Annotated in this window: 10 protein-coding genes; 1 reads left to right on the forward strand and 9 read right to left on the reverse strand. The window is 41.6% G+C overall.

Going from position 1 to position 15,623, the window contains the following annotated elements; translation table 11 throughout:
- Positions 1-139 precede the first annotated feature (139 nt).
- The 5 genes from pgfM1 to hisS form a co-directional block, all read right to left on the reverse strand.
- Positions 140-3,103 carry a glycosyltransferase PgfM1 gene (pgfM1, locus tag AB2B47_RS04135; protein ID WP_320693692.1) on the reverse strand — a complete coding sequence of 988 codons (2,964 nt, stop codon included), beginning with the start codon at positions 3,101-3,103 and terminating at the stop codon, positions 140-142.
- Between the two features lie 22 nt (positions 3,104-3,125).
- Entirely contained in the window at positions 3,126-4,085 is a 960-nt protein-coding gene (gene pgfS, locus AB2B47_RS04140; RefSeq protein WP_320693693.1) for a glycosyltransferase PgfS, read from the reverse strand.
- A 75-nt stretch (positions 4,086-4,160) separates the two neighbouring features.
- A complete protein-coding gene (locus AB2B47_RS04145; RefSeq protein ID WP_320693694.1) occupies positions 4,161-6,806 on the reverse strand; it encodes an LPXTG cell wall anchor domain-containing protein in 2,646 nt (881 codons plus the stop codon).
- Positions 6,807-7,080: 274 nt separating this feature from the next.
- A complete protein-coding gene (locus AB2B47_RS04150; protein ID WP_320693695.1) occupies positions 7,081-9,249 on the reverse strand; it encodes a collagen binding domain-containing protein in 2,169 nt (722 codons plus the stop codon).
- A gap of 201 nt (positions 9,250-9,450) precedes the next feature.
- Positions 9,451-10,731, reverse strand: coding sequence for a histidine--tRNA ligase (gene hisS / locus AB2B47_RS04155; RefSeq protein ID WP_320693696.1), 1,281 nt, complete (start codon positions 10,729-10,731; stop codon positions 9,451-9,453).
- A 196-nt stretch (positions 10,732-10,927) separates the two neighbouring features.
- Here hisS and AB2B47_RS04160 point away from each other — a divergent pair, with 196 nt between their 5' ends.
- Positions 10,928-11,500: an MptD family putative ECF transporter S component gene (locus AB2B47_RS04160; RefSeq protein WP_320693697.1), complete on the forward strand. Its 573-nt coding sequence runs from the start codon at positions 10,928-10,930 to the stop codon at positions 11,498-11,500.
- A gap of 22 nt (positions 11,501-11,522) precedes the next feature.
- Here AB2B47_RS04160 and AB2B47_RS04165 read toward each other — a convergent pair whose 3' ends face one another.
- From AB2B47_RS04165 to AB2B47_RS04180, 4 genes are all read right to left on the reverse strand, one after another.
- Positions 11,523-12,215 (reverse strand): methionine ABC transporter permease, encoded by a 693-nt coding sequence (locus AB2B47_RS04165; protein WP_320693698.1) that lies wholly within the window; start codon positions 12,213-12,215, stop codon positions 11,523-11,525.
- A gap of 1 nt (position 12,216) precedes the next feature.
- On the reverse strand, positions 12,217-13,278 hold the full coding sequence (locus tag AB2B47_RS04170) for a methionine ABC transporter ATP-binding protein (protein ID WP_320693699.1): 1,062 nt from the start codon (positions 13,276-13,278) through the stop codon (positions 12,217-12,219).
- Positions 13,271-14,644, reverse strand: coding sequence for a M20 family metallopeptidase (locus AB2B47_RS04175; RefSeq protein ID WP_320693700.1), 1,374 nt, complete (start codon positions 14,642-14,644; stop codon positions 13,271-13,273). The genes AB2B47_RS04170 and AB2B47_RS04175 overlap by 8 nt, the downstream gene beginning before the upstream one ends.
- Positions 14,645-14,765: 121 nt before the next feature.
- Entirely contained in the window at positions 14,766-15,620 is an 855-nt protein-coding gene (locus tag AB2B47_RS04180; RefSeq protein WP_303405437.1) for a MetQ/NlpA family ABC transporter substrate-binding protein, read from the reverse strand.
- Between the last annotated feature and the right edge of the window lie 3 nt (positions 15,621-15,623).

Genomic DNA, 15,623 nt, shown 5'->3' on the forward strand with positions numbered 1-15,623 from the left:
ATCTTGATTTCATTGTAACACATCTTTTTATTTTTGACAAGCATATTTGTCAAAAAGTTTAAGATTTTTGTCATTTTGTAAAAGAAAACGGTCAAGAATGGTATCCTGACCGTATTTTTTATAGTTGATAAAAGATTTCTTACTCAGCTGATGGAGCGTCTTGACTTTCTTTCAGCTGGTTTTTATCATCCTTCTTGTAATCTCTTCTGATGATATAAAGGGTTGCTAGACTGATGAGAGTCAATACAGCACCTGTAATCCTTCCTTTTTGAGAGAAGACAAATTCTACTTTGTGTTGTCCGGAATTAATCGGGAATGAGATAAAGCTGTTCCATGCTTTTGTCACAGGGACATCCTTGCCATCTACTTTCACCTTCCAACCCTCACTATAAGGGATAGAGGTCATCATATATTTACTGTCGTCAGTAATATTCACTGAACCGACGATATGAGTATTCGAGAATTTCTCAACTTGTAGACCTTGTTCCTTCCGCTTTTCTAAAGCACTTTGAATTTGACTGATTTCTGCGCGGTAAACTCCTGCATTTGAAAGGTCAACCTTATCTGTTTTAAAGCGGAACTCCAGTACAGACTCTTGATTCTCTGCATTGTCAGCGATTTGCCATAGTTGACGTTGCGTATTTCTCTTAGAATGAGTGAACCACTTGCCGTTCAGAAGGACGGAGTAGTCTTTCTCAGAATTTAGACTTGCTGGTACGAAGAAGTAATAGGTCAAGTTTGTTCGCGGAGTGATTCGGTAGCGAACGATTGCATCCTTAGAAGAATCTACCCGCTTGTAGACTGCAGTTCCTTTTTCTTTGTCGACATTTTCCTCAGTAAGATTTTCTGTTTCAACATCTCCATAGGCTAATGGTTTGAAGTAGTCGAGGTAGTTTTCCTCGCCTTTTTTTACACCTTCCATAGAGTTAAGGATGATATTTTGATTTTGGATAGCGTTATTTCTACCAAAGTTGATGTTTCTTACCAAATCATTTGTTCCATAGGCTAGTGGGAAAGAATTTGGATTTTCGTACACGATATAGCGTTCATCTTCGTAGACCTTCTGCGTGAAATAACGCTGCATATCAAATCGACTGGCAAAACGCGTGAAATACATTCTCTCAGGATGAGCTTCTTTCTCAGTAGGATCCAGGTCTTTGACATCCATATAGTAGCGAACACCGTATAAGGCATCTGTCAGAGGAGTCCCATTTTCATACTCTGTCGCTGCATTAATCCCTTGGTCACCCATAAAGGCAAATTGATCCATGGTCGTACGCTCTAAGCTTGAACTGAAGGTACTTAAACCTGGGTAGGAAACAAGCGATGGCACTGTTTTTGAATAGGCAAAGGTTGTAGCAATTCGGTAGAATGGTTGATCTGCTTGTTTCTGAACATCGTCTGTCACTTGTTTTACAGATACCGTCGCATCTACAAACTTGTCTACATCTGCATACCCAAAGGTCACTTGAGATAGATAGGCATTATAGCCTAACTCAAAGATTGTTAGGGCAGACACGGCAAGAATGGCTAGTCTGGTCATTCTTGTGCGCAATAAGAAGATAACTGCCAAATAGACCAACAAAGTTAAGACAACCTGAGTTAAGAAATATCCTGTTTGGAGAAGAATTCCTAAAAGAAGGACGACAGCACCAGCTATCAATAGCACCATTTTTTTCACTTGAGGAGCTTTACGAGAACGACTCCAATAGAGATAAGAGCAGGCTGCAGTGATAGCTATTAGTAAAACCCAAAACACAAGAACATTCTTTGATAGAAATTGAGTCAAAGCTTCTGGCTGGGTTTTTGGAAGGTAGGTGAATTTCTTGGTATAGAGATAAATTGCTGATAAAACTAGCAACACCACTGAAAGCAACTTCCCTCTGCGAGAAATTTCTACTTGTCCCTTAACTACCTGATAGGCTAAAACGAGCATAAAGAACGAGAATAACCATGAGAAACGGAAGAAGAATCCAGCTGGGTTTTGTCCCATATGCCAGATTTTACTAACAAATTCATTGACAAAGGAAATGAAGAAGACAAGGGTGACCGCACCTGCAGCCCAACGTCTTTCCTTGGCTACCTGCTTCGATGTGAAGTAGAGGATAAAACCTAGAAATCCTAAAGCACCAATGTAGATATTTGGAAGGTTAGGTCCAGCCGACCAACCTGAGGCAGTATCAAAACCACCGATAGCTAACTTCGACAGGATATCCACAGGATTGATCTGAAAGGCGAAGGAGAACTTCATAGCATCTCCAACCTGCCCCTTACTCTCAAGGAGATTATAGAAAACTGGCACAATCAACACCGATGCCGTAGCAACCCCAATGACAGAGAAGGCAAATGTTTTTACCAAAGGACTCAAGAAGTGTTTCAGCTTCTGTTTCAGAGTTCCCTGGATAGAGAGGCGTGGTGAAACATAATAGCAAGAGTATAGGACGATAAAAATCGAAATCATATAGCCCATATAGAACTGCAGAAAGACTGTTAGCCCTAAAATAAAGGCATAACGATAGGGTCTTCCTCCATCCAAGAGCTCTTCCAGATAAACGATAACGAGCGGTAGCATAATCATGGCATCATAGAAAATGACGTTCATCTGATAGGAAACGAGCATCCCTGAAAGAGCATAGGCTGTTGCAAACAAAGGCACCAACCATACACGAGATTCTGCTCCCTTATAGCGCTTAATCAGGAAATGAGAGAAAGATAATCCGATTGCTCCATATCTAAGCCAAATAGTCAGAAAAACTGCTAGACCATAGTGTTTGAAGGGAATAAGAATATAAAAAATATTAAAGGGACTCATCAAGTAATAGCCCAAAACCCCTATCATGTCTCCACCGAGAGATTTAGTAAAAGAGTAAGTCAGGCTACTCAAATCACCAGTAAGTACCGCATGTTTAAGTAAGCCAAAAAAGCTGATATACTGCTGACCAAAGTCAACTGCCATCAGACTTTTATTCCCAAAGGGATAGCTACCCATGAAGAACCAAACAACCAGCATGATGGTCATCGGTAGTAAGGTACTTATCGTATAAAGCAAGGCTTTGGGATGTTTTTCTTTCAACTCTTGCAATTGCATTAACCACTTATTCATGATTGATTTCTCCTATGTCATCTTAACCAATCTTATCTTTTTCAGCTTGGTCAATATTGCTTTTTGCAATGATAAAGTGAGGACGTTGCTTCACTTCGTAGTAAATCTTCCCGATATACTCTCCAAGCACACCGATGAAAATCAGCTGCACACTGCTAAACAAGATAATCGCCGCTATTGTCGTGAAATAACCACTCGTATAGTCGGAAGAGAAGATAAATTTGCAAAACTCATAAACAATATAGAGAAGAGACAGAGCCATACTGACAAAACCAAATTGGATACAAATTCGGAGCGGGCGATCATTAAATGAAATAATCCCCTGGAAAGCATAGTTCATAGACTTCTTAAAGCCAAATTTACTTTTTCCTGCTTTCCGAACTTCATTTTTATAAGGGATGACCTTCTCTTTAAAACCAATCCACTCATAGAGCCCTTTATTAAAACGATTGTACTCTGGAAGTGAAACAAATACATCTACAGCTCTCTTGCTGAGGAGCCGTAATTCAGATTTCCCGTCTGTTAACTTGACATCCATGGAATGGTTCGAGAATTTATAGAAACTACGAGCAAAGAAGCTTCCTAGGAAAGACTCCCCTTCTCGACTTCTCTGACCACTGACGATATCGTAACCCTCCTTATACGCTTCTACAAAGAGAGGGATTAGGTAAGGCGGATGTTGCAAATCACCATCCATCACCATGACCGCATCACCAGTAGCATACTTAAAACCAGCAAGAATTCCACTCTCGCGTCCAAAGTTTCTACTAAAGCTGATATACTTGACCCGTGGATGTTGATTCGCAATAGCATCGATTAGCTCTAGAGTGCTATCGCTGCTCCCGTCATCTACATAAAGAATTTCATAATCAGATAGTTGTTCCGATAAAATCATGCTATCTAACTGCTCAGAAATGGCTTTATGCGTTTGAGCTAGAACTAATTCTTCGTTTAAAAGAGTGATAAGAATTGATAGTTTCATCTAAATGCTCCATGTACTATTTACTTTTAAAAAAGGAGAGAACCTTGCTCTCTCCCCTTTAAAGAAACTTAACTATTACTTGTTGGAATATTTACGTTTCAATACAACGGTACTTGATAAGATAACGATTCCTGAAAATACCAATCCAGTCCCCATAGCTTCCCCAGTTTTAGGAAGTTCTGGTTTTTCCTCTGTAGTTGTTGTTCCTGGAACATCTGGTTTTGAGGTTGTCGTAGTCGTTGTTGAAGTGGTTGTTGGCTCTTCCGTTGTTGTAGTTGTTGTCGAAGTGGTCGTTGACTCTTCTGTTGTTGAAGTGGTCGTCGGCTCTTCGGTCGTTACTGTAGTCACCTCAGTTGTTGCTTCTGTTGTTTCAGAAGTTGATCCTGTAGTTGCCTCAGTTGTTGCTTCTGTTGTTGTCGTAGTTGAAGTAGTCGTCGGCTCTTCCGTTGTTGTAGTAGTCGAAGTAGTCGTTGGCTCTTCTGTCGTTGTGGTCGTTGAAGTAGTCGTCGGCTCTTCGGTCGTGGTTGTCGTTGTAGTAGTCGTCGGCTCTTCGGTGGTTGTTGTCGTTGAAGTAGTCGTCGGCTCTTCGGTCGTTGTTGTCGTTGAAGTAGTCGTCGGCTCTTCCGTTGTTGTAGTAGTCGAAGTAGTCGTTGGCTCTTCTGTCGTTGTTGTCGTCGAAGTAGTCGTTGGCTCGTCCGGTGTTGTAGTTGAAGTAGTCGTCGGCTCTTCCGTCGGTGTGGTCGTTGTAGTAGTCGTCGGCTCTTCCGTCGGTGTGGTCGTTGTAGTAGTCGTCGGCTCTTCCGTCGGTGTGGTCGTTGTAGTAGTCGTCGGCTCTTCCGTCGGTGTGGTCGTTGTAGTAGTCGTCGGCTCTTCCGTCGGTGTGGTCGTTGTAGTAGTCGTCGGCTCTTCCGTCGGTGTGGTCGTTGTAGTAGTCGTCGGCTCTTCCGTCGGTGTGGTCGTTGTAGTAGTCGTCGGCTCTTCCGTGGTTGTCGTTGAAGTAGTCGTCGGCTCTTCGGTCGTTGTGGTCGTCGAAGTAGTCGTTGGCTCTTCCGTTGTTGTCGTTGAAGTAGTCGTTGGCTCTTCTGTCGGTGTTGTCGTTGAAGTAGTCGTCGGCTCTTCCGTCGGTGTGGTCGTTGTAGTAGTCGTTGGCTCTTCTGTCGGTGTTGTCGTTGAAGTAGTCGTCGGCTCTTCCGTCGGTGTGGTCGTTGTAGTAGTCGTTGGCTCTTCTGTCGGTGTTGTCGTTGAAGTAGTCGTCGGCTCTTCCGTCGGTGTGGTCGTTGTAGTAGTCGTTGGCTCTTCTGTCGGTGTTGTCGTTGAAGTAGTCGTCGGCTCTTCCGTCGTTGTGGTCGTTGTAGTAGTCGTTGGCTCTTCTGTCGTTGTTGTCGTCGAAGTAGTCGTCGGCTCTTCCGTTGTTGTAGTTGTAGTTGTGGTCGTAGTTGTTGTGGTTGTAGTTGTCGTTTTTTGGTCTACAATCGTCTTCTCTACTGGAGCTTTGGGTGTTTTAAATTCACCAGCTTCCACAACAGTATCTGCCGCCAACTCATAACCTTCTGGCGCTTTAATTTCTTTAATGATGTATTTGTCACGCAAGATATTTTGAACAGTAAATTCACCATTCGCATCTGACTCAAATTCACCAATAACTTGACCAGTTGCTTGACGAACAACTTGGAATTTCGCACCCTTAAGAGGGCCGTTTTGGTCGTCTACCTTAGTAACTTTGATACTAAATTCGTAACCAATCCCTTCACCACCGGCAATTTGGATTTTCACTGTACTGTTTGATGCGTATTCATCCTTATTACTTCCCTTGATAGTAGCTTGGTTAAGAATTCTTTCACCATCAACAACATCATAGTTCACATCTGCCCAATATTCAATGGCAAATTGGTCGTCTGCAGCAATGTTACCTAGGTTAATAGAAAATGAATCTCCATTAATAATCACTTTATAGTCAGCTGTAACATCTTTTGCGTTCTTGAGTACCCATTTACCATTGGTATATTCCCAAGTTCCTTTTTTAATCTTGAGACTTCCTGGCTTGTATGTGATACCTTTTGATTTCAAGGTATCAGTAATAACAGCGTCGTTAATTACTTCATTGGTTCTATTTACAGAAATTCGGAAACCAAGCTCTTTGTTTCCTACTTCGCTCCAACCTGATTTAATGATAGAGTAGCGGTAGCCTCCACCAATCGTCCCACTTGTAACTTTACCAGTGAATTTCTCTTTATCATTTACAGAAACTTTAACCGGAACTTCTCCATCGTTTGGAGATTTCACTTTATTAACTTGAGCATAGAAGAAAAATGAACCTGAAACGTCATTTTTTTCTTCCACAAATTTTGTAAAGGTCAAGATAATTTTACCAGCAGCGGCATCAACCTTTGCATTAGCGATCAATTTACCAGTAATTGAGTCATTAATTTCAAAATCCTGAGACTTAATATCAATCGGAGAAGCTATGCTAACTTCTGTTGTATCTCCAGCTTTAACATTTTTCCCCTCTAAAGCAAATTTTGCATTCAGACGGAAACTGTCAAATCGACCAACCGGTCCTGTCAAAGCCTCACCTTTGTCATTTTGAATTTTTACTTCTGTGATAACATCCACTTTTTTAGATGTATCAGCGTGCACCTTTCCAGATGACACAACAAAAAATACTGCCAATATAGAGATAAATAATGACAGCACAAAACTAGTTTTTACAAACTTTTTCATTATGGCTCCCTTTTCTTTTTAAAATGACAATATAAAATTATCAATTTTAAAATTGATTATATCATATTTATTTATTATTGCAAGTGATTGAAAGTATTAAAGTATTTTTTTCACCCTTATTTAGATACAATTAGCTTTTTTGTAACTCTAAAGTACAAAAAAATTATTATTTTAGTCAAAAACAGACTAATAAAGTTCGGATTTTTTATACATGAATTCTTATAATATTAAAAGGAGAGAATCTTGTTCTCTCCTTTTTTAAGAAACTAAACTATTACTTGTTAGAATATCTACGTTTCAATACAACTGTACTTGATAAGATGACGATTCCAGCAAACACCAAACCAGTTCCTACTGATTCGCCAGTTTGAGGAAGTTTTGGTTTCTCCTCCGTAGTAGATGTCCCAGGAACGTCTGGTTTTGAGGTTGTCGTAGTCGTGGTTGTTGATTCTTCTGTTGTTGTTGAAGTGGTCGTTGGTTCTTCTGTCGTTGTAGTTGTTGAAGTGGTCGCTGGACCTTCTGTCGTTGTGGTTGTAGAAGTTGTCGCTGGACCTTCTGTCGTTGTAGTTGTTGAAGTTGTCGCTGGACCTTCTGTCGTTGTAGTTGTTGAAGTTGTCGCTGGACCTTCTGTCGTTGTAGTTGTTGAAGTTGTCGCTGGACCTTCTGTCGTTGTAGTTGTTGAAGTTGTCGCTGGACCTTCTGTCGTTGTAGTTGTTGAAGTTGTCGCTGGACCTTCTGTCGTTGTAGTTGTTGAAGTTGTCGCTGGACCTTCTGTCGTTGTAGTTGTTGAAGTTGTCGCTGGACCTTCTGTCGTTGTAGTTGTTGAAGTTGTCGCTGGACCTTCTGTCGTTGTAGTTGTTGAAGTTGTCGCTGGACCTTCTGTCGTTGTAGTTGTTGAAGTTGTCGCTGGACCTTCTGTCGTTGTAGTTGTTGAAGTTGTCGCTGGACCTTCTGTCGTTGTAGTTGTTGAAGTTGTCGCTGGACCTTCTGTCGTTGTAGTTGTTGAAGTTGTCGCTGGACCTTCTGTCGTTGTAGTTGTTGAAGTTGTCGCTGGACCTTCTGTCGTTGTAGTTGTTGAAGTTGTCGCTGGACCTTCTGTCGTTGTAGTTGTTGAAGTTGTCGCTGGACCTTCTGTCGTTGTAGTTGTTGAAGTTGTCGCTGGACCTTCTGTCGTTGTAGTTGTTGAAGTTGTCGCTGGACCTTCTGTCGTTGTAGTTGTTGAAGTTGTCGCTGGACCTTCTGTCGTTGTAGTTGTTGAAGTTGTCGCTGGACCTTCTGTCGTTGTAGTTGTTGAAGTTGTCGCTGGACCTTCTGTCGTTGTAGTTGTCGAAGTGGTCGTTGGTTCTTCTGTCGTTGTAGTTGTTGAAGTTGTCGCTGGACCTTCTGTCGTTGTGGTTGTTGTAGTCGTGGTTGTTGTGGTCGTAGTTGTAGTAGTAGTCTTATCTCCACTACCCTCACCTGAACCTGTTTCTAAACGAGTCAATGCACTGACTGAACGAGATTTTTGGAAGTTACTTGCTGACCATTCCAAAACATTGGCAACTTTAGTACCTTTTGGAAGTTCTGAAGTTAATTCTGTTGTGTACTCAATGTACATTGCCCAGTTCCAGTTGTCACCAAAGTTAATGGTGAACCCTGTGATTTTACCATCCGCATTTCGAGTGAATTCAGCTTTTTTGCTAAAGTTATCGATTGGTTCCAATTTAAGAAGAGCTGCTTCATTTGGAATTTTTTCTGGTTGAGTTGCATAACGAACGGCACGGAAAGAGCTTTCTACCAAGACTTGTCCACTATCGCTAAAGTCATCCTTGATAACCATGTTGTTTAATTTATCTTGAACTGCGTTCAAAACAACACGCCACTTGATGCGTTTAGGATTTTCTGAATCTTGGTAACCATATTTCATTTCATAGTCACCAGCTTCACCGTCTGTTTTATCATAATTAAGGGTATAATTTTCTGTCCCGAATTGGAAAGTATATTTACCCGATTCTGGTAAGTTGGTTACATTTGGACGCACAGAATATTTCAAAGACATTACCTTATCTTTGTAATTCTTAGAGAAATAATCGGTAAAGGTAATCGTTACTTTTTGAGTACTTGGGTCTGTTACTGCATTCCCAACTATTTCACCACTGCTATGGGTAATTGGAAATTCTAGTTTAGTAATCAAGCCCAATTCTTTAGGAAGATCAAGTACCAGTACATCGCCTTCCTTAATTTGTTGAGTATCAGGGAAAGAAATGGTATTGGTTGCTTCCAACACTTTACCTGTGCTGATTTGAGTTTCCGATGTCAATGGTTGACCATCAACAGTGATTGTTGTTTTATTGGTATAGTCTGTAACATCAGCCGCAAAAACTGTTGTCAGTACTGTCAAAGATAACACGATTATACCTAAAAATGCAAACATCCGCATCGCGTTCTTTTTAAAATGATTCATGATTGACTCCTCTTTATTAATCAGATATATCATAGCATTTTTTGAATACGTTTACAAGAGTTTTTCTTATTTTTTAGCATTTTATTCTATTAAATGTTCAGTTTTTCTGAGCCATTTTTTGTAAAATTTGATTTCAACGGTCGTCTTTTTTATTACTAAGTAAAAAGACCAGGAATAAATCCCTGGTTCATTACTTTTCTATTAGAATCCTAATTGTTCAAAAACTTCTGAGAAATTTTTACTAATAGCTTCAAGCGAAACTTGAACTTCTTCTCGCGTTTGGTTGTTCTTAACCTTGACTTGTCCACTTTCGACTTCGCTCTCTCCAAGAGTGATAAGGGTCTTAGCTCCAAAAACATCGGCTGACTTAAACTGAGCTTTAAGTTTGCGATTGAGGTAATCACGCTCGGCTTTGAAGCCTTGTTTGCGAAGAGCTTGTACCAACTCCAAAGCCTTCAGATTAGCCTCTTCACCAAGGACAGCAATATAGACGTCTAGAGCATTTTCGATAGGAAGTGCCACGCCTTGTTTTTCTAGGACTAGAAGAAGACGCTCTACACCAAGTCCAAAGCCAAATCCAGCAGTTTCAGGACCCCCGAAGTAAGCAACCAAGCCATCGTAACGACCACCTGCACAGACTGTTAAGTCATTGCCCTCAATCTCTGTGATAAACTCAAAAATCGTATGGTTATAGTAGTCCAGACCACGCACCATGTTGGTATCGATGATATAGTCTACTCCTAGATTCTCCAACATCTGACGAACAGCATCAAAGTGAGCTTGGCTTTCTGCATCCAGGTAATCCAAGATAGATGGTGCATTCTCCACTGCCACCTTGTCTTCTTTTTCCTTCGAGTCCAAGACACGAAGAGGATTTTCCTCCAAACGACGTTGACTATCTTTAGACAAACTATCTTTGAGCGGTGTTAAGTAGTCAATCAAGGCTTGACGATAGGCCGCACGACTTTCAGGATTTCCAAGAGTGTTGAGGTGTAGTTTGACGCCTTGAATGCCAATTGCTTTCAAGAAGTGAGCTGCCATAGCGATCGTTTCTACATCGGTAGCTGGATTACTAGAGCCAAAGCACTCCACACCAATCTGGTGGAATTGGCGCAAACGGCCTGCTTGTGGGCGCTCATAGCGGAACATTGGGCCCATGTAGTAGAACTTGCTTGGCTTTTGCACTTCTGGTGCGAAGAGTTTGTTTTCCACATAAGAACGAACGACTGGCGCTGTTCCTTCTGGACGGAGGGTAATATGGCGATCACCTTTGTCGTAAAAATCATACATTTCCTTGGTTACGATATCAGTTGTGTCTCCAACAGAACGACTGATGACTTCATAATGCTCGAAAATAGGGGTACGCACTTCTGCGTAGTTGTAGCGTTTGAAAATTTCACGCGCAAAGCCTTCAACGTACTGCCACTTGGCAGACTCAGCAGGTAAAATATCCTGCGTTCCTTTTGGTTTTTGTAATTTCATAGAAAATCCTCTTTCTAACTTAATAGTCCTATTTTACCATAAATAAAGGGATTGGGACAGTCGGAGGAGTAAAGAAATAGCTTTAGTCTATTCCTCTTTCATCTAGTTTCCGGACAAATAGCAAATGTCGGCCAGTATTTACAATCTAAGGCAGGCATGATACAATGAAAACCATCAGATATACGAAGGAGAACTTATGAAAAAGAATATCTTGACAACCCTTGTTGCTGCCCTTGTCTACTTTCTCTGTATCGGAGTGGGGGTTCTACTAGGGAACCTTGTCGACCACACTGGAAATATGTTTTACGCCCCTGCCTTTTCTGCTCTTGTGGGCGGTAGCGTCTATATGATCCTTTTAGCAAAGGTTCCTCGTTTTGGAGCAATTACTACGATTGGACTTGTAATTTCTCTATTTTTCCTCGGGAGCAAGCATGGTGCTGGAGCCTTTCTGCCAGGAATTATCTGCGGTCTTGCAGCAGATGGCATCGCTCACCTAGGCCACTACAAAGATAAGGTCAAGAACCTTCTTTCCTTCCTAGTTTTTGCCTTTGGTACTACTGGTCCCATCCTACTCATGTGGTTGACCCCTCAAGCCTATATCGCAACTCTAGTCGCTCGTGGAAAATCTCAGGACTATATCGATCGCATTATGGTTGCACCGAATCCTACTAATATCCTCCTCTTTATCACAAGTATTCTCATCGGCGCTCTACTTGGTGCCCTGATTGGACAAACACTTAGTAAGAAATTAGCACATAAAACATCATAAAAAAGAGCCAGGTGGCTCTTTTTTATTTATGACTTAATTTCTTGGTCAAGAAATCTCCCAAAAATTGGATAGAAAAGATAATCAATATAATGATGAGGGTCGCAAGAATAGTCACATCGTGATTGTAACGGTTAAAACCATAAGCGATAGCTACGTTACCGATACCTCCAGCCCCAACTGCTCCCGCCATAGCTGTTTCACCAACTAGTGAAATCAAGGTTACAGTCGTCACTCGGATCAAGTCTGGAAGTCCTTCTGATAGGTAAACACCCACAATATCCCAGAATGTCGCTCCACTTGCTTGAGCCGCTTCAATGACACCGCCATCAAGCTCTGATAAAACTACTTGAACCTGACGAGCAAAGAAGGCAAAAACTGCAAAAGATAGAGGTACGATAGCCGCATTTGGACCGATACTTGTCTTCACAATCAAGTGAGAAAGTGGTGACAAGATAGCCAAAAGGATGATAAATGGAACTGCACGGAAAATTGAGGTAATCTTGTCTAAAATCCAGAAAACGACCTTGTTTTCCAAAACACCACCCGGAGCCGTCAAGACAAGGAAAAGACCTGCCACGAGACCCAAGAACCCTCCGATGATAAAGGAAAGAACCGTCATATAAAGGGTCAAGTAGATAGCTGTCCCCCAGCCAGCTTGACCAGACCAGCCCATCTTATAGACATTTGGTAAGTATGCTTTAATCAATTCTGCCATCTTACTGTCCTCCCTTCAATACTTTTAGTTGTACACCAGCCTGATGGATAGCTTCTTGAGCTTTTGCCAGTGCTTCTTTTTCCCCTGACAAGACAACCACAAGCTCACCAACAGGAGTACCATCCAAAATTTCGATGTTTCCATAGAGAATATTTGCTGTTACTTGGTAGTGCTTGTACAATTCATTCAAAAGTGGCTCATCTGTAGAAGCGCCTGCATACTTGAGTTGTACCAAAATGCTATTTTCAGATAAGTGCTCCACGATTTCTTGCTTTTCAATCTTGACCATAGCTTCATCGATACCAGTAGCCGTTGAGATAAAGTCCTGGGTCAATGGTTGCTTAGGATCTGAGAAGATTTCAAGAACGCTACCTTCTTCAATCAAGCGGCCATCCTGCATGACTGCTACACGATTAGCAATGTCTTTGACAATTTGCATCTCATGTGTAATTAAGACAATGGTCAAACCTAGTTTACGGTTCAATTCTTGCAAGAGTGACAAGATTTGTTTGGTCGTCTTTGGATCAAGAGCTGAAGTCGACTCATCCGAAATCAAGATTTTTGGATTATTGGCCAAGGCACGCGCAATGGCTACACGCTGTTTTTGTCCACCAGAAAGTTGTGAAGGATAGTTTTCAGCACGGTCAGCCAATCCGACCAAGTCTAATAATTCAGCCACTTTAGCCTTCTTATCTTTCTCACTGAGTCCAGAGTGTTTGAGGGCAAAGGCTACATTTTCCTCGGCCGTTTTTTGACTCATAAGGTTAAAGTGTTGGAAAATCATCCCAATATCTTGACGCTTACGACGCAATTGCCCGGCAGTTAAGGTTTCTTTCCCATCAAAAATCACATCATCATCAACAGTAATTCTACCTGCAGATGGTTTTTGTAAAAGGTTAATAACACGAACTAGGGTTGATTTCCCTGCTCCAGAATATCCTACAATCCCGTAGATATCCCCTTCTTGAATGTGAATGGTCACATCCTTGACCGCTGTGATGGTTCTTTTCTTTTGGTGGAAAGTCACATCAATCTGGTCTAATTTGATAATGTCTCTACTCATAACTTCTAATCAGCTCCTCTACTAATTCAATATGGGTGTAATAATCGGCGATTCGCACATTTTCATCTCCACCGTGGTCTCGGCTATTGGCATTTCCTAGACCAAAGGCAACCATAGGTACTTCTAAGGCATCAAATACCGTATGCATAGGACCTGTACCAGCTGTTGTCGGCAAGACAGATACGCCCTGTGGATAGAATTTCTTGGCCAGCTCAATGACATTGAGAATGGCCGGCGCACTCATGTCACTTCGATAGCTCATCTCACCCAAAGTATAGTACAATTCTACCTTATCAAAGCCATTTTTGTCTAGTTGTTTTCGGATTTTCTCCAAAACATCATGGGGTTCAAGCCCTGGAACCAAACGGACTTCTAGCTTGGCACTAGCCTCTGCTGGCAAAATCGTTTTAACTCCTTGACCTTGATAACCTGACTGAATCCCTTCGATATTGAGCGCTGGCTCAAAAAAGAAACGTTTTAGAAAGGCGGTACGTTCCTCTTGTAAAAGTGGCAATTCCAAGCCATAAATCTGACTGATTTCCTCTGGATTACGTTGGGCATAAGTTTCGACCAAGGCTAACTCACGTTCGTTAGGCTCTTGGACCTCATCGTACAAGCCTTCTACCAAGATACGGCCGTCGGCAGCGCGAAGGCTAGTCAAGGCTTGAATGAGATACCATGGAGCTGACTCCACAATACCACCATAGCTGGAGTGGATATCCACGTCTGCACTCTTGACCTTGGCATCAAAGGTCACAATTCCCTTGTTTCCACCAGAGATTTCTAACTGTTCTAAGGCGTTCTTTGTTCCTTGTTCCCAGACTAATAAATCTGCACCTCGGAGTTTGTCCGCGTGTTTTTCTAGATATTTGTCCAAATCCATAGAGGCCGATTCCTCTGCCCCTTCCATGATGAAGCTGATATTGACTGGAAGATCATCGTGATGTTGCATATATTTTCTCAGAGCGCTCAAGCGAGCAGTGATATGCCCTTTGTCATCATCAACCCCGCGCCCATACATAATGCCATCACGCACAGAGAGTGTAAAAGGATCCTCGGTCCAAACTTGATCACCATCTGCTGGTACTGTGTCATAGTGGTTGTAGAAAATGATAGTCTTGGCATTTGGTCGTGAACTTTTGAAATGTGCCATGACAAAAGGCGCCGTATAGCTCTCGTCAATCTCAACTTCTGCACCAACACGTTTAAAAATCTCACCTAGATAACGAGCCACCTCTTTCAGGCCGACTTGTTGGGCAAAGACTGATTTTTTAGAAATCAAGGTACGCAAAACTTCAAAATAATGTTGCGCTACATGATCCTTTTCAAACTTTTCAATTTGTTCTTCTTGGCTAGGGAAAACCATTTTCTCTCTACCTTTCTACTAGGACTTGTACCTTTAGAATCAATACAAGTGGATTTCATACGCTTTAGGCTCTATATAAAAGCAAGAGGTGGAAAAAATCTCTCCCACCTCCCTATGTTTATTACCAAACTGGTTGATCCAAGCCGTCTGAAGTTTCTTCGATGACTTTTTTCACTTCGTCAGTGTGGTAAGCTGCGATAATTTTCTTGATTGCATCAGCTTTAGGTGATGATTCCCAATCTTTTTTCGCAACGATGATGTTATACCATTGTTTTGAGTTTTCGTCAGCTTGCTCTTTAAAGAGTGCTTTCTTGTAGTCCAATTTTGCTTCTGTAACAAAAGTGTTGTTTACAACAGCTGCATCAACTGATGACAATGAACGAGCTGTTTGGCTAGCGTCCAATTCAGTGATTTTCAAGTTCTTTGGATTTTCTGTGATGTTTGCGATTGTCGCAAGTGCAGTTCCTGAAACATCCAACTTAATCAAACCAGCTGATTGAAGCAAGTAAAGAGCACGGCTTTCGTTTGTAGCATCGTTAGGTACTGCGATTTCACCGTTATCTGGGATTTCTTCCACTTTAGTGTACTTGTTTTCACTTCCGTTTAAACCTGAGTAAAGACGGATTGGTGAGATGTAAGTATCTGCAATCGCTACAAGATCTTTACCGTTTTCTTTGTTCCAGTTGTTCAAGAAGTTGTAGTGTTGGAAAGCGTTCAAGTCTACTTCACCATCAGCAGTTGCCTTGTTTGGTTGTGAGTAATCTGTAAACTCTGTGAATTCCAATTTAATTCCGTCTTTTTCAACCAATTCTTGGACTTTGTCCCAACGTGCTTCTTCTGAACCACTACGGTTAACAGTCGCAATTTTAACTGTAGTTGTATTGTCCGCTTTCTTGTCTGAATTTCCGCAAGCTGCAAGTGTAAGGCCTGCTACTGTAGCAATCGCTGCTACGCTTAACCATTTTTTGATTTTCATGAT

This window comes from Streptococcus wuxiensis, from assembly GCF_040888245.1.
In the GTDB taxonomy this organism is placed as follows: domain Bacteria; phylum Bacillota; class Bacilli; order Lactobacillales; family Streptococcaceae; genus Streptococcus; species Streptococcus wuxiensis.

Excerpts from the sequence above, each read along its gene's own strand:
- pgfM1 (WP_320693692.1), bottom strand. The coding sequence starts at position 3,103 with ATGAATAAGTGGTTAATGCAATTGCAAGAGTTGAAAGAAAAACATCCC.
- pgfS (WP_320693693.1), bottom strand. The coding sequence starts at position 4,085 with ATGAAACTATCAATTCTTATCACTCTTTTAAACGAAGAATTAGTTCTA.
- AB2B47_RS04145 (WP_320693694.1), bottom strand. The coding sequence starts at position 6,806 with ATGAAAAAGTTTGTAAAAACTAGTTTTGTGCTGTCATTATTTATCTCT.
- AB2B47_RS04150 (WP_320693695.1), bottom strand. The coding sequence starts at position 9,249 with ATGAATCATTTTAAAAAGAACGCGATGCGGATGTTTGCATTTTTAGGT.
- hisS (WP_320693696.1), bottom strand. The coding sequence starts at position 10,731 with ATGAAATTACAAAAACCAAAAGGAACGCAGGATATTTTACCTGCTGAG.
- AB2B47_RS04160 (WP_320693697.1), top strand. The coding sequence starts at position 10,928 with ATGAAAAAGAATATCTTGACAACCCTTGTTGCTGCCCTTGTCTACTTT.
- AB2B47_RS04165 (WP_320693698.1), bottom strand. The coding sequence starts at position 12,215 with ATGGCAGAATTGATTAAAGCATACTTACCAAATGTCTATAAGATGGGC.
- AB2B47_RS04170 (WP_320693699.1), bottom strand. The coding sequence starts at position 13,278 with ATGAGTAGAGACATTATCAAATTAGACCAGATTGATGTGACTTTCCAC.
- AB2B47_RS04175 (WP_320693700.1), bottom strand. The coding sequence starts at position 14,644 with ATGGTTTTCCCTAGCCAAGAAGAACAAATTGAAAAGTTTGAAAAGGAT.
- AB2B47_RS04180 (WP_303405437.1), bottom strand. The coding sequence starts at position 15,620 with ATGAAAATCAAAAAATGGTTAAGCGTAGCAGCGATTGCTACAGTAGCA.